This window comes from Serpentinicella alkaliphila (assembly GCF_018141405.1).
In the GTDB taxonomy this organism is placed as follows: domain Bacteria; phylum Bacillota; class Clostridia; order Peptostreptococcales; family Natronincolaceae; genus Serpentinicella; species Serpentinicella alkaliphila.
The window spans coordinates 1,854,036-1,875,330 of the sequence record NZ_CP058648.1 but is presented as its reverse complement, the minus strand read 5'-3'; the positions used below and the strand labels follow the sequence as shown (position 1 = coordinate 1,875,330).

At 32.5% G+C, this 21,295-nt stretch carries 20 protein-coding genes; 2 read left to right on the top strand and 18 right to left on the bottom strand.

The annotated features are described in order from the left end of the window. Nucleotides 1-128 precede the first annotated feature (128 nt). The 12 genes from HZR23_RS09380 to HZR23_RS09325 all read right to left on the bottom strand — a co-directional run bounded on the left by HZR23_RS09380 (nucleotide 129) and on the right by HZR23_RS09325 (nucleotide 17,346). On the bottom strand, nucleotides 129-1,145 hold the full coding sequence (locus HZR23_RS09380; protein WP_132849889.1) for a YeiH family protein: 1,017 nt from the start codon (nucleotides 1,143-1,145) through the stop codon (nucleotides 129-131). A 121-nt stretch (nucleotides 1,146-1,266) separates the two neighbouring features. Continuing rightward, on the bottom strand, nucleotides 1,267-3,006 hold the full coding sequence (locus HZR23_RS09375) for a sigma 54-interacting transcriptional regulator (protein ID WP_132849888.1): 1,740 nt from the start codon (nucleotides 3,004-3,006) through the stop codon (nucleotides 1,267-1,269). 178 nt (nucleotides 3,007-3,184) lie between these two features. Beyond that, nucleotides 3,185-3,394 carry a hypothetical protein gene (locus tag HZR23_RS09370; protein WP_213050207.1) on the bottom strand — a complete coding sequence of 70 codons (210 nt, stop codon included), beginning with the start codon at nucleotides 3,392-3,394 and terminating at the stop codon, nucleotides 3,185-3,187. Between the two features lie 4 nt (nucleotides 3,395-3,398). Next, nucleotides 3,399-4,664 (bottom strand): IS91 family transposase, encoded by a 1,266-nt coding sequence (locus HZR23_RS09365; RefSeq protein WP_213050206.1) that lies wholly within the window; start codon nucleotides 4,662-4,664, stop codon nucleotides 3,399-3,401. Between the two features lie 136 nt (nucleotides 4,665-4,800). Continuing rightward, nucleotides 4,801-6,156, bottom strand: coding sequence for a hypothetical protein (locus tag HZR23_RS09360; protein ID WP_132848668.1), 1,356 nt, complete (start codon nucleotides 6,154-6,156; stop codon nucleotides 4,801-4,803). Nucleotides 6,157-6,248: 92 nt separating this feature from the next. Beyond that, a complete protein-coding gene (locus HZR23_RS09355) occupies nucleotides 6,249-7,550 on the bottom strand; it encodes an acetyl-CoA hydrolase/transferase family protein (RefSeq protein ID WP_132848667.1) in 1,302 nt (433 codons plus the stop codon). Nucleotides 7,551-8,095: 545 nt separating this feature from the next. Next, complete coding sequence (locus HZR23_RS09350; RefSeq protein ID WP_132848666.1) at nucleotides 8,096-9,457, bottom strand: hypothetical protein; 1,362 nt, start codon at nucleotides 9,455-9,457, stop codon at nucleotides 8,096-8,098. Nucleotides 9,458-9,618: 161 nt separating this feature from the next. Next, nucleotides 9,619-11,076, bottom strand: coding sequence for a 4-hydroxyphenylacetate 3-hydroxylase N-terminal domain-containing protein (locus HZR23_RS09345; protein WP_132848665.1), 1,458 nt, complete (start codon nucleotides 11,074-11,076; stop codon nucleotides 9,619-9,621). Nucleotides 11,077-11,220: 144 nt separating this feature from the next. Then, the gene (locus HZR23_RS09340; RefSeq protein ID WP_132848664.1) at nucleotides 11,221-12,525 is read right to left on the bottom strand and encodes an acetyl-CoA hydrolase/transferase family protein; all 1,305 of its coding nucleotides are present in this window, start codon (nucleotides 12,523-12,525) and stop codon (nucleotides 11,221-11,223) included. Between the two features lie 300 nt (nucleotides 12,526-12,825). Further along, on the bottom strand, nucleotides 12,826-14,931 hold the full coding sequence (locus HZR23_RS09335; protein ID WP_132848663.1) for a sigma 54-interacting transcriptional regulator: 2,106 nt from the start codon (nucleotides 14,929-14,931) through the stop codon (nucleotides 12,826-12,828). A 308-nt stretch (nucleotides 14,932-15,239) separates the two neighbouring features. Next, on the bottom strand, nucleotides 15,240-16,937 hold the full coding sequence (locus tag HZR23_RS09330) for a hypothetical protein (RefSeq protein WP_132848662.1): 1,698 nt from the start codon (nucleotides 16,935-16,937) through the stop codon (nucleotides 15,240-15,242). 82 nt (nucleotides 16,938-17,019) lie between these two features. Continuing rightward, the gene (locus HZR23_RS09325) at nucleotides 17,020-17,346 is read right to left on the bottom strand and encodes a YddF family protein (RefSeq protein WP_243098230.1); all 327 of its coding nucleotides are present in this window, start codon (nucleotides 17,344-17,346) and stop codon (nucleotides 17,020-17,022) included. A gap of 106 nt (nucleotides 17,347-17,452) precedes the next feature. Between HZR23_RS09325 and HZR23_RS09320 the strand changes: the two genes are divergently transcribed. Both HZR23_RS09320 and HZR23_RS09315 read left to right on the top strand, forming a co-directional pair. Further along, a complete protein-coding gene (locus HZR23_RS09320) occupies nucleotides 17,453-17,650 on the top strand; it encodes a hypothetical protein (protein ID WP_132848660.1) in 198 nt (65 codons plus the stop codon). Between the two features lies 1 nt (nucleotide 17,651). Next, nucleotides 17,652-18,158: a lecithin retinol acyltransferase family protein gene (locus HZR23_RS09315; RefSeq protein WP_132848659.1), complete on the top strand. Its 507-nt coding sequence runs from the start codon at nucleotides 17,652-17,654 to the stop codon at nucleotides 18,156-18,158. 95 nt (nucleotides 18,159-18,253) lie between these two features. Here the strand turns inward: HZR23_RS09315 and HZR23_RS18040 are convergent, their stop codons facing one another. The 6 genes from HZR23_RS18040 to HZR23_RS09285 all read right to left on the bottom strand — a co-directional run bounded on the left by HZR23_RS18040 (nucleotide 18,254) and on the right by HZR23_RS09285 (nucleotide 21,293). After that, nucleotides 18,254-18,505: a VanZ family protein gene (locus HZR23_RS18040; protein WP_207667889.1), complete on the bottom strand. Its 252-nt coding sequence runs from the start codon at nucleotides 18,503-18,505 to the stop codon at nucleotides 18,254-18,256. Continuing rightward, nucleotides 18,506-18,751, bottom strand: a complete 246-nt coding sequence (locus tag HZR23_RS09305) for a hypothetical protein (protein WP_165913695.1) — start codon at nucleotides 18,749-18,751, stop codon at nucleotides 18,506-18,508. Then, complete coding sequence (locus HZR23_RS09300) at nucleotides 18,744-19,775, bottom strand: FtsW/RodA/SpoVE family cell cycle protein (RefSeq protein WP_132848658.1); 1,032 nt, start codon at nucleotides 19,773-19,775, stop codon at nucleotides 18,744-18,746. Before HZR23_RS09300 ends, HZR23_RS09305 begins: the two co-directional genes overlap by 8 nt. 78 nt (nucleotides 19,776-19,853) lie before the next feature. Next, nucleotides 19,854-20,126 (bottom strand): permease prefix domain 1-containing protein, encoded by a 273-nt coding sequence (locus HZR23_RS09295; protein ID WP_132848657.1) that lies wholly within the window; start codon nucleotides 20,124-20,126, stop codon nucleotides 19,854-19,856. Further along, nucleotides 20,119-20,457, bottom strand: a complete 339-nt coding sequence (locus HZR23_RS09290) for a PadR family transcriptional regulator (protein WP_132848656.1) — start codon at nucleotides 20,455-20,457, stop codon at nucleotides 20,119-20,121. The genes HZR23_RS09295 and HZR23_RS09290 overlap by 8 nt, the downstream gene beginning before the upstream one ends. A 131-nt stretch (nucleotides 20,458-20,588) precedes the next feature. Further along, nucleotides 20,589-21,293 (bottom strand): hypothetical protein, encoded by a 705-nt coding sequence (locus HZR23_RS09285; protein WP_132848655.1) that lies wholly within the window; start codon nucleotides 21,291-21,293, stop codon nucleotides 20,589-20,591. Nucleotides 21,294-21,295: the final 2 nt, after the last annotated feature.

Genomic DNA, 21,295 nt, shown 5'->3' with positions numbered 1-21,295 from the left:
TTATATCTGAGGAATTTTTCTCATAAAAAACTACAAGTTTCAACTAAGGCCTCTGTGACTTCAGGAAACATAGGTATTGAACTATTCAATCCCGTATGATCTATTCCTAACAATTAATCTGTTTTATTTTAGTGAATAAATATATATGCTGTAGCTAGATATTGGGCTAACATTGAAACTAAAACAACAACAGAAGAGGCAATAAACCCTAAACCAATTGGTTTTATTCCAGACTTAATCATCTTTTTTAAGTTAGTTTTTAATCCAACAGCAGCTAGTGCCATAGTCATTAGAAACTTGCTCAAAAAGCTTAAGGTAGTACTTATTTCAGATGGTATTAAGCCTAAGGAGTTTATTATTGAACTTAGTAAGAATAATAGAATAAACCAAGGAAAAACATTACTAATTTTGTGAGACTCCTTGTTTTCCTTATCACCTTTATACATTACTATAGCAGAATAAATCAATGTTATAGGAATAATGGCTGTTGTTCTAGTTAATTTAACTATTGTGGCATAATCTCCTGCTGCATTACTAAATGCATAGCCAGCAGCTACCACTGAAGAAGTATCATTAATGCCTGTACCTGCCCACAAACCATAGGATAAGTCTGACATATTAAGTAGTATACCGATTAAAGGAAAAGTAACAATCATTAGTACATCGAATAAAAATACAGAGGAAATAGCATAGGCTATATCATTTTCATCTGCGTCAATTATAGGAGACAAAGCAAGTATTGCTGACCCTCCACATATTGCAGTTCCTGTGCCAACAAGGGCTCTTAGCTTTTGGTTTATATTAAGAATATTACCAAATGAATATGCTGATAAATATGCTGCAGAAACTGTAAAAATCATAACAAATAAGGCGAATCTTCCGACCGTGAAAACTTGATTTATATTTAATCTTGTACCCATTAGTATAATTGCAAATTGTAATACCCTTTTTGATACAAATTTAGCACCCTCATCTATACCAGTGTTTGAGTTTATAAAATAGTTTAGTGCCATTCCTAATACTAAAGAAATTATACTACTTCCTATAATACTAGGTGTAATTCTAGCTACAAAAGTTGCAGTAATAGCTATTGTTAATGATACGAAAAACCCTTTAGAATATTTATTGATACTAGAATTTGTCATAATATATCAGTCCTTTACTTTACAATTTAGCACTTAATTATATTAGACTTAAAGTAACCTGTAAACAAGTAGGAAAAAACATATTAAATATATAAAAATAGGACATCTCAGTCCTATTTTATCATTTTTTTCTATTTTTATTTAATTTCCTATTTATAGTTGAGGCATCTATATCCAGATGCTTTGCAGCCTCTTTAATTGAACCATATTTTTTTATTGAATGGCTTATTAACTTTGCTTCAAAGTTTTGAGTAGCCATCTTTAAGGACATACCCTCATAACCTTCCTTATAGCTTGAATATTCGCCGCCATCTTCCTGGGTTTTTATATCTTTTTTTATAATATACTCAGGTATTATATCTTCATTTATTTGCTTCTCACTAGAAATGACGACAATTCTTTCAATTAAATTTCTAAGTTCCCTCACATTTCCTGGCCAATTATAGTCTAAAAATTTATTTAATACACTAGGGGCTAGCTTTTTATCCATATTATATTTCCTATTAAAATCATTTAAAAACTTAATGCTTAAAGGTATTATATCGTCCTTTCTCTCTTTTAAGGCATATATATATATTGGAACTACATTTAGACGATAATATAAATCATCTCTAAATTTTCCTTTTTCAACCATTTCTTTAATATTTTTATTAGTCGCAGCAATTATACGGACATCTATCGGCATAGATTTATTTCCGCCTAATCTAATAACCCTCTTATCTTCGATAATCTTTAATAATTTAACTTGCAAATCTAGTGACAACTCAGATATTTCATCGAGAAAAATTGTACCATTATTAGCTAGTTCAAAAAGCCCTATCTTACCTTTACTGCTTGCTCCAGTAAATGCACCTTTCTCATAACCAAATAACTCTGACTCAATAAGATTTTGGGGTATAGCACCACAATTTACCTCTACAAAACACCCTTTTGATCTAGGGCTATTTTTATGTATAAATTTTGATAGTTCTCCCTTTCCTACACCTGTTTCTCCATTTAATAGCACTGTTGTATCGACCCTTGCTACCCTTAAAGACATTTCTATAACCTTGTACATATTTCTATCCCTGACTACTATTTCTGGCGTATCTATAAGTTTGCTTTTTATATATTCTAATTCAGTTAAATATCTTTCATTTAAGGCTTTTGTATCCATAAGCTCTATCTTTAAATCCACTAATTCAGAAATATCCCTAACATTTGTTACAACATGTGTAATTGTATTCTTAAAAAATACAGGTGTACTAGTTACTAAAACCTCTTTAGACTGCTTTATAAGCTGCCTTATTGTTACCTGCCTTCTTTCCTGAATTGCTAATAATGAACTAGACTGACTGAAAAGACCCTCTTTTACTAAGTCGTTCATATTCCTTCCTAATACTTCTTCAGCTTTAATTCCGGTAATTCTCTCGTAGGCACTATTTATCATAAGAGTATTGGCTTGACCATCAGTTACGTATATACCATCATAGGAAGAATGAATTATACATTCCAGGGTTTTATTAAGCTCCTTATATTTATCGATTTGATCAACTATATTTTTATATTTTGAAATATCTTGCAGAATATATGCTTTTCCACTATATCCCATTAAATTATCTATTAATAGTGTACTCACACTTAATGTTTTATTTTTATAATGAAGCTTATCAAACTCATCAATACCTTGCCTCTCAAGTTTGTCTAATTCCTCTAACAAAAAAAATTCATATAAGTGATGATTTTCATATGAATCCACTAGCTCAAGAATCTCTTTAGCTCTTTTATTCATATACTTTATACTAAAATCATTTTCTACGATTACAACACCATTTATAGAATTGTTTAAAACATACTCAAGTAGTTTATAATTCATTTTCATATTCATCCCACCTTAGAACTGTGAATATATTTATTTTCTAGAAGTTAATAAGGTCTTATATAAATATATTAGCTTGTACTACTTTTTATTCGATATTAATATTTAGAAAACCTTTTTCTATCACTATTTTAAATCTACTTATTATTTGTATAAAAAAATCCCCTGACGGGGACTGTGTTTAAAAAGGAATACACTCATCATCTTCTTCTAGGTATGAGTGTTTTTCTTCTTTTTGTTCACCAAAATAATAAAAATCCTCATTACAATTAGGGCATACCATAATCGGCATACCTTTTCTATTTTTATTTTGTTCTTCGTCGTACTCTTCGTCACAGTAGGTATCCAAATCTGCAAACTCATCCACAATATCTGCGGGAGCCCACTCCAAATACTTACACTTCAAACAATGATATTTGTACAACTTTTCTTTGTAATGGCGCTCTACTAATGGGCTCATATAATATTTCCTCCATATCCCTAGATTCTCTTATATCATATATCACCCCATAGTCTTTATGCCATATTCTCCATAAAATTTTTTCAGTGGTACATTTTACACATAAAAGTGGATTTCTTCCGAAATTCTCTATAATCCTCTCTTTCCAGGTCTTTTTCTTTTCAAAACTTTTTCTCTTATCCCTAAGCAATTTTTCTATAGACTTTTCCTTCATAAAATTATATAGATGCACTATATCCTTGGATATCTTATTTCTTCTCCTTGAATACAGTCCATATCTTCTTACTGTCTTGAATCCTTTAGGTACTATATGTTGTGTTATTTTTCCTATAAATTCTAACACATCCATAGTTATCTTTACTTTTTTTCCATCGTTATGATCTTCATACCAAAACGTAACCTTTTCTCCATCATATTCCTCTATTCTATATTCTGCTATAGCTGCTCTAGCAAGATATCTTCCTATGTACTTTACTGCTTGTCTTGTATCATTCAGTTTTCTCTTTGCATTAACATAAAACCCATTTGGATATCTTTTATACATCTCACTTATTAGCTGCCTGGTTTCATAACTATTAAAATATTTCTTAATTATTTCTAGTAGCACCTTCTGCCATGCTTTCTTCAAAAATGGATATGGTATATATTCAACACTCTTCCACCAATTATTATTTCTATCTATTGCTCCCTCTGTTACTAATGCATGTATATGTGGGTTCCATTTCAAATCTCTTCCAAAGGTGTGCACTACAGCTATTATACCTACTTCATAATCACATTTCCTATTATTTTTATACCAATATGAAATTACGTTGTATACTGCATCCTGCAATTCTTTTAATAATTCTCTCCTTGCATAAAAGAAGTTTCTCAGTTCCTTAGGCATTGTAAATACACTATGTCTATGCCCTACCCTTAACATGTTCTGTTGTTTGCTTTTTTCCCATTTTAGTGTATATACTCTTCCGCATTTATTGCAAAACTTGCTTTTACATGTAAATGGTACTTTCGTTACACTAAAACAATCCTCACATATATATTCGGCATATCCATTTTTAACATCGCTACAATTTATAGCCTTATTTACTAGATCATCTATATGTTCTCTCATAACCTTAGGAACTCTAGACCAGTATGTGTTTTTAAAGTCCTCATATCTATCTACCAATATCTCTTTAACTGTTATCTTTTTTCTATTCATATCTCAATCATACCATATGTTATCCACAGATTTTTAATTTTATAATTTCCTATAGAATTAAAAAACTGCTTAATAGACTATATAAAATCTATTAAGCAGTAGGCATAAAATTATTTAATTATCCTATCTAACATATTTATTCAACTGTCTCAGTCTTTTTTTGCTTTTTTAGTTTACTAATATCTGATAACACAAAGAATAATACGATACCAACAACAAATCCCCAGGCTGCTCCCCTAGTGGCTAGTACAGCACCCATTACACCTGCAATCCCTCTATCTGCATCATTTTCACAAATATTCATAGCTAATCTTGCGCAAACATAGCCTTGAACTAATAATGTTAATGATAGGGCAACTGGTAGTACTGGCTGTACTAATGAAACTATTGGAACCAACGCAACTGCAACAAGTGTAGTTAATCTAAAGGTACCAACTCCGCTAAAGATTGAATCCATGGCTTCTCTGCCCTCTTGGTATCTTTGTGAAACCGCAGCTGTTACTGCAGCCCAAAGGGGACCTGCTAAAGTAACATAAGGAGCTATTAGTGCTAGAATAATATTTCTAAAACCACTTACTAGATTAGATCTATTTGAGTTAAAATCTATTACTTCATCTGGCCTTGCTTCATCAGCCTCTTTTATAAGAGCTTCCCCAGTTGCAAAATCGCCAAATGCTATAATATATGCAATAAAGGCCATCGGAATAGCTTGAATAAACAAGTTTACTGCTGGAAAACCAATTCCAAAAGGACTTACATTTTTAAATAATTCTCCTACCTGTGGAATTTTTATAACAGACCCTATCTCTATTTGTGGCATAGGCAACTCACTAAATAATGGGCCAACAATAATCGCAACAATTATTGCAGGTAGCATTCCATACTTTCCAAGTAAGTTTGCAGCTTGAGAACTCTTCCTCAAATTTTTAAATCCATCTGAGAAAAGAATATAGTAAGCAATTAAAGCACCAATTAAAATTGCCATAGGGTATGATCCAAATCTTCCACCCAATTTAAATTCACCTGTTACTGCTGCTATGGCAGCCCCTAGTAAAATCCCAGCTTTCAAAGAACTAGGTACTATTCTTATCAATTTACCAGCAACCCCAGTTATGCCCATAATAATAAACATTAGTCCTACTAGAATTTGTAATGCTATTAGCGCCTGTATCCTTTCTATACCAAGAGCATACTCATTTAAAAATGCAATTGTTAAAGGTATAGAAGGTGTTATCCATCCCGGAACTACTGGATCACCTAAAAGAGAATGAAGACTATATAAAATTCCGTTAATAATAACCATTGACCATGCTAATTCAAAAGATATACCAAGGGTTCCTGTTAAAATAGGTATTGCCCCTAGACATGTAGCACACATTAATAAGCCCTGTAAGCATTCGGACCATTCCCATCTATAGTGTATAAATGGAAGCCTTATTTTGAATATACCTGCTGCAAAATATGGTTGTTCTCCACCATAACTTCTTTTCATAAATTAACCTCCTCATTAAATTAATCTATCTACTATCTCATAGAAAATCTTTTGTAGATTTCATAAACTTTTATCAGAAGTTAATTTTCATGTTATAAGCTCTTATACTTTAAAATAGCCTTTTCTGTCAGTATTTCTCTAAAGCTAGGATGTGCTATTTTTATTAGTTCTTTAGCCCTCTCTCTTAAGGTTTTTCCCTTTAAATTTGCAATACCGTATTCGGTAACAATATAGTGAACGTCATTTCTGGATGTTGTAACAGCTGCTCCTTCGTCAAGAATAGGTGTAATTCTAGAGATTTTCCCTCCCGAGGCCACCGATGGTAATGCAATAATTGATTTTCCATCTTGGGCTAAGGAAGTACCCCTAACAAAATCTACCTGGCCACCAGTACCACTAAACTGCTTATATCCGATAGTTTCTGCTGCAACCTGACCCATTAAATCCACTTGTATTGCTGAGTTTACTGAAACCATCTTATAATTTTGTGCTATAACAGCAGGGTGATTAACATAATCTACAGGATACATTAATACACTAGGATTATCGTTTACGAAATCATATAATTTTTTGCTTCCCATAAGGAAAGTGGCAATAAATCTATCCTTGTGTAGGGTTTTCAACTTGTTTGTGACGTTACCATTCATAACTAATTCTAGTACCCCATCCGAAAACATTTCGGAATGAATTCCTAGGTCACTTTTTTCCTTAAGAAATGACAGTACTGCATCAGGTATTCCACCTATGCCTAACTGAAGAGTTGAGCCGTCCTCGATTAAACTAGCACAATATTCTCCTATTTTTCTTTCGACTTCGCCAATTTTAGGGGTTGGCAGCTCTAAAATTGGTTGGGAAGATTCTACAATATAGTCAATCTCACTAATATGAATAAAGCTTTCTCCATGTGTTCTAGGCATCTGATCATTCACTTGAGCAATAACTAATTTTGCTTTCTCAGTAGCGCTCTTTGTATAATCTACAGAAACCCCGAAACTACAATAGCCCTGAATATCTGGTTTAGAGACTTGAATTAATGCTACATCTACTGGCAAAATATCCTTTTTAAAAAGTCTTGGTATTTCAAAGAAAAAGCTTGGAGTATAGTCACCTCTACCTTCAGCTATGGCACCTCTTGTTTTCCCTCCTAAGAAAAGTCCATTATGTCTAAAATGTTTTTCCATTCCTGGACTCATATATTCTCCTTTTCCTAGAGGAACCATATGAACTACCTCTACCCCAGTATAACTCTCATAGTTTTTTACCATAGCCTCCGTAATAATTTGTGGCTCTGCAGCAGCATGAGCAACAACTACTCTATCACCAGACTTTATGTTTTTCACAGCCTTTTCTGGAGTAACAACCTTGCTTTTATATACCATCTGCCAGTCTTTCATTATGCTCTCCCCTCTCATTGATAAAATAAACTTGAACGCACTACACCCTACTATTCTTTAATATCAAACAGGTCTATTACTATTTGTTACTTCATCCCTAAGTTAGATTGATTTTGATATCACACTTTTTGAGCTTGAGTCGAGTCAGTAGATTACTACCCTTCCAACAAGAAGGTATACTTCTTGATTTAACTTACGTAAGTTTTCATACTTACTTGCAGTTTTCAGAGTCATTTAATCACTCATCCATAACATCTGCATTTATATATTGCATATATTGTGCCAAGTTGTTATTGTAAGTTTTAAAAATATAATCTAGTAATTTCAATAGTTGTACATTTTTAAATCAATTTAAAATAAAGAAACAATGTGTTTTTGCAACAGAATACAATTTGGACTAGTGCATTTTTACACTGTATTGCGAGTTTGCATTATAAAATAAAAAGACTGAGTAAATTATTACCCAATCTTTTTATTGATTTTTTACTTATTCAATTAATAATGAGGGGGACTCATTGTTAATTAGACCTAATTTAAATACTTATCTATGCTGATTTCGCCTCTTTTTCTACCTTTGGGGCTACCATATCTCTTACACCTATTACTAAGTGAAGAATAACACCTACAGCTAATCCCCATGATGCTCCCCTAAAGGCTAGGAATATTGCCATAATACCTGCAACCCCACGTTCTTCTTTAGTCTTAAGCATTTCCATGGCTATATATGCGCAAGCAAAACCTTGAACTATTAATGTTAAAGATAATCCCGCTGGAAGAGCTGGACGAAGTAGTGATATTACTGGAGTAAAGAATGCAGCAATTGCCATTGCGATAATATACGAACCCATTCCACCAAAAATACTATCCATTGACTTTCTACCGTGTTTGTATCTTTCTACAGCTGCTATTGTTCCACCTGCCCATAGTGGTCCATTTAATGGGGCGTATGGAGCAAATAATCCCATAATTAAGTTTCTAAAGCCTGAAATCATATTAGATCTATTTGCGTTAAAGTCAATAATTTCGTCTTTTCTAACTTCATCCGCATCTTTAGTAACTACCTCTGCAAGAACGAAGTCTCCGAAGGCAATAATATATGCAGCAAATACTAATGGAATAGCCTTAACAAAATACTCAAGTGGTGGGAATCCCGGAGCACCAAATACAGTATATCCACTTATTAACTCACCAAATCTTAAGCTTGAAAAACCCATTTGAATTTGAGGCATTGGTAGTTCTTTAAATAGTGGACCAAGAATTAGCGCCACTATAAATCCTGGTAGCATACCAAACTTAGATAATTGATTTAAGAAGGTATTTTTGTCCTTTGCAACATAGAATCTCCAAGAGAATAATACTAGATAACAAATTACAGCCCCTGCCATAATTGTAATTTCCATACCCTTCATTCTACCGTTTGGATTAACAACACTATGAACTGCTGCTATCCCAGCCCCTAGAATAATACCCCCTCTTAAGGAGACTGGTACTTTACTTACAATCTTTTTAGCCCATCCGGTAACTCCCATTAGAGTGAATACGACGGCCATCGAGAGCTGCAAAGCAATGATGGAATGTATTCTGTCTACCCCTGGCTCAAAACCGGCTGCATATCCTAATACTAATGGTATTGCTGGTGTAATCCATCCTGGGAATAATGGATCACCGAAAGTTGGATGTAAAATATATAAAATTCCGTTTAGTATCATCATAGTAAGGGCTACTTCAAATGATACTCCTAATGTTTCTTGCAAAACTGGTATTGCTCCCATAGGCACTGCTACCAGTAACGCTCCTTGAATTGCCTCTGGCCACTCCCACCTAAAATGTACGAACGGGATTCTTAGCTTAAATGGTCCAAATGGTACATAAGGTTGCTCTTTTCCGTTTTCTCTTACAATCGCCATAATTTACCCTCCTAGAATTTTATTTTAAACCTTAAGATTGCACTAGAAGTATTTTTATTTGTTACCTCTCCCAGAAGGGAGAGATAACAAATTATATTAAACTTTAAATCAAAACTTTTAATACACTTACATATAGTCAGGCGATTTGCTATTATTAATTTTTATTTCTTTTTAGGTTCTACGATTTCCCCGGTAATTCCTGCAATTCTTTTTGCATCAGCAGCATAATCTTCCCACTTAGTTAAAGCCTTAACTACCATCTTAGCGCCATCTGGTGAACCACCACCATGCATACATCCAGGAATACCTGCGCCTACAGTTAACCATTCTGCTAAACGAGCAGCTCTAGTTCTTGATTCTCCATCGGTTGCAGCTTCTAATGCTTTATATAGATGCTCTCCATATAACTCAGATTGGAAATCTTTATATGATGGAATACATCCGGTTTCAGCAATACCACCACTAATATCTTGAGTAATAACTTTTGTTTCATAAGGAAGTTTAGCTACTTGAGTTTTATTAACATGAGCTAATAAAGCATCAGGTATATAAAGTCCAGACTCATGCTGTTTTCCTGCTAACATAGCGCCTAAACCAGTTCCATAGTTAATTTCATTATTAATGGCCATTTGAGTTAATTTATCTTGAAATACCTTTTGAGATAAACCATTTGCTCTAGCCATATTTATTGCTGCCCCTATCATAACATCCCCTTGACCAGCAACACATGCGCCAATTGCTGCTCTATAAATTGCTGCGAAGTATCCAATTATTTTACCACTGTATTTATACTCACCAGCCATAAATACACGCTCATTTGGTACAAATACATCATCAAATATTAAGTATGCTTGTGTAATTGTTCCGACTTTTGGAGCATCCCAGCCCTCTTCTTCTTCACGAGTATCACTTGGTTTTCGTGTAATTACGCATGTAAGTCCTTCAACATCTCTTGGTACTGCTACTGCTAGACAGAAATCCTTTTCTGATTCCCCGTAACCACCACCAGGAACAACTATAATCTCATTAGCTCCAACTATACCACAAATTTGAGTTTTGTATCCTCTTATAACGATTCCATCTTCTCTTACTTCTTTAATGTGTACATGTGAATCTTTATTTTTTTGTTGAGATGGTTTAAGAGATCTATCACCTTTTGCATCTGTAATAGCCCCTGCTAGGGCTAGTGCATTATCTTCTACGTATTTAAAATAGTTTTTAAGGCGCTCATGATAGTTAGTACCATATTCTTTATCCATTTCCTGTGTAACAGCCCAAAGCACTGTCATTCCAGTCCAACCAGCACAGGTTGCTCCTTTACATGTTCCAGAATGTCTATATTGATGTCTTTTCATTCTTGCATTGTGCATTTGATCTTCAGCAGTTTGTGGTAATGTATTCCATCTGTGTGCTATTTCCCCTGTTAAGTGAGATTTTGCTGTATAAATATATGCATCTTTCTCATCAAAGCTCATATCATAAGAATGTGCTACTGAAGCAACGTGCCCTCTTGTTACTGGATCTGTTGTTATATCTTCAATCAATCTATCCCACTTGTACACGTTTGGTCTCATTTTTCTTAAGCTTTCCTTATATTGTTCACCTGTTTTTAATGCCATTATAAATTCCTCCCTTTTTTGGTTGATAATTTTTATTAAACTAAAATAATGTACTTATTATTTCTAAAGTCTACTCCCACTCCCTCTCATCATTTTTGTGTATTTTTTAATTCATTGGCTGTGTTATTAAAGTTACTTATTTATTTATGGAATAAGATGCATTTTTCGTGCAGCTTGTGTTAACTCTTCTCTAAAGGCTGGGTGTGCTATTGCTATTAACGTCTTTGCTCTTTCGGATGCAGTCTTTCCTCTAAGTCTTGCAGCCCCAAACTCTGTTACTATATAGTCCACATCATTTTTTGTACATGTAACGTGAGACCCCTCAGTAAGTGTAGGCTTAATTTTTGATATTGTATCCTTTTTAGCTGTTGCATAGGTGGTTATAAATGACATTCCACCCTTTGAATAGCTAGCCCCTCTAACAAAATCTGCCTGACCACCGGTTCCACTAAATTGGCGGGGTCCTATAGACTCTGAAGCTACCTGACCCAGTAGGTCTACCTCTAAAGTTGCATTAATAGACACAAACTTCTCATGGGAAGCAATTACATTTAAATCATTAACATAATCTATAGAATGGAATTCAACACCCGGATTATCATCTAGAAAGTCATACATTCTTCTACTGCCTGCAGCAAATCCAGCAATTGTTTTATTATTGTTAATATTTTTCTTTCTATTTGTAACTACTCCAGCCTCAATTAAGTCCACCATTCCTTCTGTGAACATTTCACTGTGTATACCTAAATCTCTTTTATTTTTTAATGCTTGTGCTACCGCATTTGGAATCCCACCAATTCCTAATTGAATAGTCGCTTCATTTGGAATTAAATCAGCTATTATATTTCCAACAATAGCATCTTTTTCAGTTATTGGTGCATCCCCAAGTTCAACTAGAGGTAAATCGTTTTCACATATAGCATCAACTTCTGAGATATGAACAAAACCAGTTCCATGAGTTCTTGGCATATATTTGTTTACTTCTAGAAATACCTTCTTCGCTCTAGATAGCTGAGCTCTCGCATTACTTACAGAGACTCCAAAGCTAAACCAACCATGCTGATCCATCGGCGATACTGTAGCGTAGAAAACATCAGCCTCAACAAATTCTCTCCACAATCTTGGTGCATCCTTGTAATAACATGGCATAAAATCTGCTCTTCCTTCTTGAACAGCCTTTCTTGCAAATCCACTTGTAAACCATGCAACGTGTTGTAACCTATCCGACACTGAAGGAGATAAATACGCATTATTTCTTAAAGTTAATAGCATATGGTGCTTTATTCCTGTTAACTGCTCTTCTTTTACTCTCGTAGCTAAAGCTTCAACCAGCCCGATTGGTTCTCCTAAAGCACAAGTACTTGCACAAACATCACCGGATTTTATAGCTTTAACTATCTCTTTTGGAGAAGCTAATTTGCTTATATACATTTCTTGCCATCTATTCATTTTATCGCTCCTTCCTATTTAATTTGTTACTACATTAACAAAGCAACAAGCATGCCAACATTATTTATATAAATGTTATTAATGAAAAATAATTTTGAATTCTTGCAATTTCAATATGTTCAACAGTTGCAAAAAAATAAAAAATCCATTTAGCCCTAGACCAAATGGATTTTCTATTATATCATTTTTAATTTATTAAATTATATGATTTGCTCATGCATCAGTGATAAGTTGCAATCATAAGTTGTTGTATATGCACTATTTAATTTTCAACAGATGCGTATTCACATCTGCATGATGCTATGATGCATCGTGCTTCTCTATACTATATTGCTTTATTTTTCTTACTACTGTTGACTGGTTAACGCCTAACATTTTAGCCACTTTCCTAGTAGTTACATATTTATCTAAGGCCTTTCTTATTAGTTGTTGCTCTACCTCTTCTATAGCATCCTTAAGAGGAATAATGCTATTTAAAGTTACCAACTTACTAGCTGACAATTCCTCTTGTAAAAAGACCGGCAAATGCCTTATTTGAATCTGTTCTTCATCTGTCAATACAACTAATCTTTCAATCATATTCTCCATCTCTCTTATATTTCCTGGCCAGTTATAGCTAAGTAATCTTTCCACTACAGGGGCAGCCAGTTTTTTATTAAGCCCATAATTTTGATTATGCTTATTTAGCATAAAACCTAGTAAATACTCCATATCCTCTTTCCGTTCTCTTAGGGGCGGTATTTGAATATTTACTACATTGAGCCTGTAAAATAAATCTTCTCTAAAGGTTCCTTCTCTAATCATTAGCTCCAGATTTTTATTAGTAGCTGAGATCAATCTTACATCTACTTTGATAGTTTTAACTCCGCCTACTCTAACTATTTCTTTTTCTTGAATTGCCCTTAATAGCTTAACTTGAAGGCATAGGGGCAAATCTCCGACTTCATCTAAAAACAATGTTCCACCAGAAGCTAACTCAAACATCCCTAGTTTACCCTCTTTTTTAGCACCTGTAAAGGCTCCGCCTTCATATCCGAATAGCTCTGATTCAAGAAGATGTTCTGGTATAGCACCACAATTTATTTTAATATATGATTTATCTTTTCGCTTACTTAAATAGTGAATTTTCTTTGCTATAACATCCTTCCCAACCCCTGACTCTCCTGTTATTATTACAGTTGAGTCTACCTTTGAAACTCTAATTGCTAGCTCCATTATCCGCTGCATTTCAGGACTACGAACAACTATATCTTCCATCTTCTTGGCCTGCAAACGAATTTCCTCTAATTCAGTCGCATATCTTTTACTCAACTCCATAGTTTCAACCAATTGGGTTTTTAAATGCTCTAAATATGTAATATCTCTTACATTAACTACTACTAAATCTAATTCTCCATTCTTATCGAAAATAGGTGTTCCAGTTGCCATTATTATTTGGCCCTTTTTAGGACCTGAGGTTATTTCTAACATAGTTGTTGATACTTCTTTATTTTTCAAAGTTAAAAGTGCGGCTGAATTATCATACCATCCGTCTTTAATTAGCTCCTGTGCAGTTTTTCCAATTGTATATTCTCTAGATAGACCACATATTTTTTCCCAGGATGAGTTTACTCTTATTACTCGTCCTTCCTTATCACAAATGTATAGTCCATCATATGAAGCTTCTAGTATATCATTTAATTCCTTTGATAGTTTCTTATAGGATTCTAATTCATAGCTAACTTTCTCGATATCCGACCTATCTACGAATACCCCTACTGCACCAATACATCTTCCTTCGTATATTAGAGGACTTCGATTTGAAAGTATATCATAACCATTAATTACCCGCTTAACATTTACGGAAACCTCCTGAGTCTTCAATGTATCTAGCAGTGCTTTATCAGGATCTACATATGAAATGTGCTTACCAAATACCTTATCCTTTGGTTTCCCCATAATTCGTTCAGCTGCAGTGTTATATACTATAATGTTGCCTTCCGAATTAATTGCCAAAATTCCATTATACGAGGAGTTTATAACTTGATTAAGTTCATGGACTAGCTCCCTATGCTTTTCATATTTTAGGGTTACAATCTCCTCTTTAATATAAAAGCCTTCAAATTCCATATTCTCTGTTTTTATCACTGGCACAATATCGATTGTATCCATTTCATCAAATTCAACATTTAATGGATTTGCTTCTGCAAGAATAGGCTCATGCCAAATTATTAAATCCTTCATCAAAATATTTTCTTCCTTAAGTAGGTGTTTTACTAAATCCTTTAATACTATAAGACCTAAATATTGTCCTTCTTCACTAACAATCGGGAGTGTGTTGCTTTTTGTTTTCATAAATAGCTTAATTCCATCTTTAATCCTTTGATTTGATTTGAGAAAAAAACAATCAAGAAAAGTCAAAACCATAATTCATCCCCCTCCTACTACACTTACTTACAATATTATGACATAACTTATATGTACTAGAGACTTGTCTCTAATTATAAGGCTAGTATCTGATTAACTGTTAGATTAGGAATAGCTATAAATTGATGAACAACCTTATATTTTAATTATATTCTATTTTTGTAACTTATTTTGTAAAAATTTAAAGTATTTTTAATAAATTTATGTAATATTTTGAATAATCAGAGTTAAAAACATATTATTAGCTAATTTATTACTTCTCTATATTAAAAGGGCATCTATTACTTATTCATAGATACCCTTTTGTGCTATATTTGGATTTTTCCAACCATACCTTTATTTGATGTAAACTTTAAACTACGATCATTAAAATACACAAAAACATCTTTTTCATTAATTTCAATGTTAATTGACATATTATTATCTCTATTTTTTAATATATTTGCCAAGGAGATAGCCTTTTCAATTCCATCTCCTCGTTGAAAATTCCAAACTTCATCTGGTTGGGATACTCTTGTACCATCATATATAGATTCATTCGTCATATTGTGTAATTTTTCGATAATTACATCTAAATCATAGCTTTTTAATGCATCTATAATTACAGGGTTTCTTTCAATAGATGCCTTTATAAAAGGCTCTAGATCCGTTTTTGAAAAGTCTCTAAAGGCATAAAAGGCCAAATCTGCCGTTATATTATTCTCTCTAATAGACTCTAGGTAGGAGATAATATCTTCTCTTTCCATATCATTAGCTATTTTAATAGCTTGTGAATCAATAAAGTTTTTATCTTTTCCCGGAAGTTTAGGATTTAAGTAACAGAATTCAAACAGTGATTTTAAAATTTCCTCTTTTCTAATATGCATACAATCAAATTCCCTAGAAAATTCTTCACAGCTACCCTTATCCCTAAAATCAATCTTATGAGATTTAAAGTACTCATTAAACTTATTAAGACATATTCTATCTTCCAAAGGTTCTAAGAAAAACTCATACTCATCTATTTCAGAAAAAAGCTTATCTCTAGTACTGTCGTTTATCCTATGAGAGCTTGTATGTTCATAAGCATATGCCTTCTCAGCACCAATATATCTATATTTACCATTAAATAATTCTTTAACTTGAAAACATTTCTGAAATTGACTTTCTTGTCTTAAAAAGTTGTATATAATATCTGAGTCTACATCTGTTATAAGGAATTTCTTTAATTTTTTTTCAAATTTCTCATAAGCTTTTTTATCTAAAGTTGCATCTGGATAGATTACATGTATATATCCAGTGTTGTGAGAAATTATTGTTACCTGCTCATTTCTTAAAGCCCTTTGTGCCTTTAATGTCAGCTCTGTTCCATTAAACCACATATTTTTAGTAACTAACCTTCTATTATTTGTCATCAATCCTTCATTTATATCAACAAAGTTTTGAGAATGAAGAGGTGTAGCTAGTAAGTAAATATCCTCTAAGGGTATTTTACAAATAATAAATAGAGCTGCTGCATATAGGGTAGATAAAGATACACATTCTCCAGCCCCTTTATGGTACCCTTCTTTATACTTGAAGGCTTCCATCGCTTCTATTGTTTCTGTTTTCCAATATGGTATAACATTTGAATCATATTTATCTAGTCTAAAGTGTTTTCTTATGTCAACCTTAAAATAATATTTATCTCCCTCATAGCCAAACAATGCATTACTTTTACTTAATATTTCTTCATCCATAAATGGATTAAACCTATGTATTTCTGTTTCCTTTGTTGTAAGCCCCCATGTTTCAAGATCTAAGTTGAAATCATACTTATCCATTATAAATTGCTTAAGTCTTAAAATTTTTCTATACGGAGACATTTTTTCAATTTTGTCAAACCAAGGATCTTTTTTCCATTCCCATACTACAGGAGACATTATATTAGCTAGTAATAGGCTATATAATAGCTCTGGAAATATAAAAATCTCCATATCAGATAATGTTATTGCCGATGAATACTTTTCTAAATCCCTTTGCTTCATTATTTAAATGCACTTCCTTCATTTTAGTTTATGCAACTATACTATAATAAATTATCGTTATAGTTTTTGCTACTATTTTTTGTTATTTTAATCTTTTCATTATTTTCAAACCAAAACCTATTAATTTCATTTCATCAATAGTTAATATTTTACCTTCCTCAGGTCTAACATTAAGCTTTAATACGATTGCATCCTGCCCAACTTCCTGCTTAAATTGTATTCTATTCATCGGTATATTTATACCCAATATTTCTGACATTATTAGCGCTGTAGCTTCATGTCCTATAGCAGAAACAAAACCTTTTTCCTTAATTAACTCTATGGCTGTTTCAACATCAACATCCTCTATTTCATAAATACCATTCGTAGTCGCTACAACTCCATTAAATAATACAACAGGTAATTTCAATTTCAGCTCCCCTTTTTAATGTTATGGTTGTTCTACATCACTCCGTATATTATAATAATTATATCAAAAAATAATTATTTAATAAATAAAAGGAGTTAATGAGCAAATGTCACAACACAATGATGATTTAAATTCAACAGAGGTTAAAAAAGTGAGCCTAGCAGAACTTATGAAGAAAAAGCTTGAAAGTCAAAAACAAAACCAACAAAATAATCGTTCTTTCTCTAATTCAAATGGTTCTAATAATAAAGTAAAAAGTCAGCAAAGTAAAAAGTCAACAATGCACAGAAGAACAGGGGAGTAACATGAAAGGTGATGTAATTTTTGTCTATAGAAAACGTCTAGGACTAAAGCCTTTTACTACACGTAAATCAGCTCACTCAACAAAAATAGATGAACTAATTTGTCGTGCCTGTACTTATAAACACTATGGTATAGAAGTTGAAGATGGAAATGTAATTCATTTTATTTGTGATAGTATATTTCTAACAAAATACGGTATGATTAAAAAAGTGACTATGGATGAATTTATTAAGGATGGTAAAAAAGAAGTAGATACTACCATTAATTATAAGTATTCTAGGAAGCATATAGTTAAAAGAGCCTATAGTAAAATAGACACTACTTTTGGTGGATACCATCCATTTAAAAATAATTGTGAGCATTTCACCGCATGGTGTGCAAATGGTTTTAAGTCATCAAATCAGTCTGATTTTACTAAAAAAGCATATACTTTAATTAAATTACCAAGAAGAGCAACAAAGAGAGTTGTAGTATCAGCAATAACCCTATTCAGTATTTTGAAATTATAATAAATATTTCAGGACAGAAATCACTAGATTTCTGTCCTTTTATATATACCTATGTATCCATTTACTTATTACTATTTTATAAATAAAAAATCCTATTAACCCACCAATGTATTTAAAATAAGGTCATCTACATTAGTAGTCCGAACTATAAAAACTAAACCGAAAAAAGAAAAGACTGCCTGATAAATCTCAATATTTAATGACGCCAAAAATGTAATAATTAAAACTTTCTTCCCATCTTTAACATTAAAAATAACTGGCAAATAAATTCCTAGAGGTAATAATAATAAAACATTTAGGGCAGATAATTTAACAGAGTTCCAAAAAAACCAGCTAAAACCTCTTATTCAATATTCCCTGGTCCAATCTATAATAAACGAAAAGGGTATAAGTTGAAAATCTACTGCACTATATTTAGAAGGTGGAATCGAAATTCCACCGGTAGTTACCCTAAAAACATTTATTAAATAAAGTATAAAACTATAGAAGAGGACTCTTTTAATAAAACTTTTTCTTCTAATCTTAATTAAATCTATTATTACATATATAATTAAACCTATTACTCCAAATGGAAGTATATCTATTCTATACATTTTTTAATTCTTCCTTTTCTATATATTTCTGAATGGAAATATCATCCTTTTTTACAAGGTCCTTTATTCTATATATTCCCAAAAACAATCCTAATAGCACCATATTAGTCACAACATTTGAACCCCCATAGGATACTAATGGTAGGCCTAAACCCACATACGGAAAAAGACCAAAATTCATTAGTATGTTTATTGCACTCTGTACAGTAAATACCGTAAGGATAGATACTGATAAATAGCTACCATAGGGTGTATGTATGGATTTTGTTGCTTTAAACATTCTTACAATAATCAAACCTAGTATTATAATTACTGATAACCCCATAATCCAACCAAAGGCTGATACTATATATGTCAAAACAAAGTCTGTATTTGCCTCAGGTAGCCCTATTACAACATTATTTATGCCACTACCGTTAACATATAGTCCATCACCCTTGCCAAATAGTCTTGCCCCTGCCTTTAGCTTATCCGCCATATAATAAGCGTATCCACTACCTAATGGGTACTCTTTATATTTTAAAAAATTTATTCTTGCAAGCTGATAATCAGTAGCTACCAAATACAATAGTATTGTAGAAAGCATTCCACCACCATAAAGTACTGATAAAAATACCTTTCTACTTCCTATAAAATTTTTAGACATAATTGCTTTTGTAATAACCACTAAGAAAACTGATGCTAAAAGCATTGCCTTAGCAAAGGATGGCTGAATCATACATACGATAGTAGCACCTACAGCTATCCCAAATAGTTTTAACATTCCTTTCAAATCACCTTTACCCCGTTTAATAACAAGGCCTGAAAAAGACACTGTAAAAGTAACAATCGCATAGGAAACTGGTGCAAATCTAAAGGACCCTATCATAAAGGTCGATAATCCGTTTATTGTATTATGAGAACGGGATGATAATATTAATATAATTAAAGAGATAACATATATCCTCAAAGAAAACTTTTCTAGCTTTGTATAATCTGTTAAATAAAAAATAGCAAAACCTATAAGCCCTAAAGTGCCATATATAGAGTATGATTTGAGAAAATCTGTTTAATTAAGACTCCAAAATGCGGGATCTTTTGCTAGAGAAAATAAAGAAATCAATCAGATTATTATAGTGACACCTACGAGAACCAATATAGACCACTCTATTTTTGGCCTATGTGTTTTATGTAATTCCTTACCTATATCCGTTGCATTACCCATCTGCAAAACCGCTTTTATTGTGGTCTCTTCTTCAGTCATACCCCTATCCACGTAATTATCCACTAGCTCATAAATATGACTACTTAGTTCATTTGTTATTTGAGAGTGTGCTTTCTTGTATTTTACCTGTGCGCAAACCTCTTCCAAATAATTTTCAATAACCTTATGCAAGACCTGCACCCCCAATAACCTTATTTACAGCATTGCTATATATTTCCCATTCCTTCTCTTTTTCAGCTAATAGCTTTTTACCGTTATTAGTTATTTTATAATACTTCCTTTTTCGAGCCGACTCCGTATCTTCCCAATAGGATTCTATCATGCCATCACTTTCAAGCAAGTTCAAAATAGGATATAAAGTCCCTTCCTTCAAGGTAAATGTATTATCTGATTGCTCCTCTAATTCTCTTATCATTTGATAACCATACATATCGCCTCTACTTAACAACTTAAGAATAAACATTGTAGTACTTCCCTTTATAAGCTCTTTATTTATTTTCATATTTACCCTCCTATCACAATGCATTGTATATCTATGTATTGTATATCTATATATTAAGATATTTAAATCCGTCCTGTCAATAAAAAAAGAGTCCAATAAAATTTATTGAATTTAATATGGACTCTTAACTATTACTCTCTATAAATTTTTCCTAACCATACTATAATTAAAAAATATATTAAGTGAACTATCGCTGCCATTGTTACTGAATAAGCTTTATTTCCATCTATTATTAATCTAGTAATCCAATAAAAAGGTGTTATTGAAGCGATATATATTATAAAATCATTATTTATAAGATCCGCCATAGCTAATACCGTGAATATGCTCATTCCCTTTGAATAGGTTAAACCCTTAACCTTGTCATCAGCTATTTTGTACAATATTAGGCCTACTAGTATTCCCTGTAGTCCTAATAATACAGCTATATAGCCTAGTATTACAAAACTGATTTTATATATATTTAATAGGTAATAGGAATATAATGTGTATATAATACTACCGAAAAACGGTATAATCAGTCTGTTCATTACATAACCTGAATAACCTATTGGAGTAATGCCTATTAATTCATTAATTTTCACATCTCTTTCATCTATCATTAGAAATCCAGTTACAGTACCTAGCATACTAGGAGTTATTAAAAACACACCGGTTAATATGTACCCATAATAATTTTCTAAAACAATTCCGGTAAAAGTATACACATATACTTCACCGAAGTTTATTAGGGCTTTAAAAATTAAAGCTATAAGCAAAGGCAAAAGTATAAATAAAAGTAATATAGGCTCACGAAGAATAATTTTCATATCTGCCTTAAAGGAAGTTCTACTCATAT

What these genes read in the sequence shown, in the direction of transcription:
- HZR23_RS09355 (WP_132848667.1), bottom strand. Translation starts at nt 7,550, where the DNA reads ATGAAAGACTGGCAGATGGTATATAAAAGCAAGGTTGTTACTCCAGAA.
- HZR23_RS09335 (WP_132848663.1), bottom strand. Translation starts at nt 14,931, where the DNA reads ATGGTTTTGACTTTTCTTGATTGTTTTTTTCTCAAATCAAATCAAAGG.
- HZR23_RS09380 (WP_132849889.1), bottom strand. Translation starts at nt 1,145, where the DNA reads ATGACAAATTCTAGTATCAATAAATATTCTAAAGGGTTTTTCGTATCA.
- HZR23_RS09350 (WP_132848666.1), bottom strand. Translation starts at nt 9,457, where the DNA reads ATGGCGATTGTAAGAGAAAACGGAAAAGAGCAACCTTATGTACCATTT.
- HZR23_RS09360 (WP_132848668.1), bottom strand. Translation starts at nt 6,156, where the DNA reads ATGAAAAGAAGTTATGGTGGAGAACAACCATATTTTGCAGCAGGTATA.
- HZR23_RS09375 (WP_132849888.1), bottom strand. Translation starts at nt 3,006, where the DNA reads ATGAAAATGAATTATAAACTACTTGAGTATGTTTTAAACAATTCTATA.
- HZR23_RS09340 (WP_132848664.1), bottom strand. Translation starts at nt 12,525, where the DNA reads ATGAATAGATGGCAAGAAATGTATATAAGCAAATTAGCTTCTCCAAAA.
- HZR23_RS09285 (WP_132848655.1), bottom strand. Translation starts at nt 21,293, where the DNA reads ATGAGTAGAACTTCCTTTAAGGCAGATATGAAAATTATTCTTCGTGAG.
- HZR23_RS09305 (WP_165913695.1), bottom strand. Translation starts at nt 18,751, where the DNA reads ATGTATAGAATAGATATACTTCCATTTGGAGTAATAGGTTTAATTATA.
- HZR23_RS09320 (WP_132848660.1), top strand. Translation starts at nt 17,453, where the DNA reads ATGTCACAACACAATGATGATTTAAATTCAACAGAGGTTAAAAAAGTG.
- HZR23_RS09330 (WP_132848662.1), bottom strand. Translation starts at nt 16,937, where the DNA reads ATGAAGCAAAGGGATTTAGAAAAGTATTCATCGGCAATAACATTATCT.
- HZR23_RS09315 (WP_132848659.1), top strand. Translation starts at nt 17,652, where the DNA reads ATGAAAGGTGATGTAATTTTTGTCTATAGAAAACGTCTAGGACTAAAG.
- HZR23_RS09345 (WP_132848665.1), bottom strand. Translation starts at nt 11,076, where the DNA reads ATGGCATTAAAAACAGGTGAACAATATAAGGAAAGCTTAAGAAAAATG.
- HZR23_RS09365 (WP_213050206.1), bottom strand. Translation starts at nt 4,664, where the DNA reads ATGAATAGAAAAAAGATAACAGTTAAAGAGATATTGGTAGATAGATAT.
- HZR23_RS09290 (WP_132848656.1), bottom strand. Translation starts at nt 20,457, where the DNA reads ATGAAAATAAATAAAGAGCTTATAAAGGGAAGTACTACAATGTTTATT.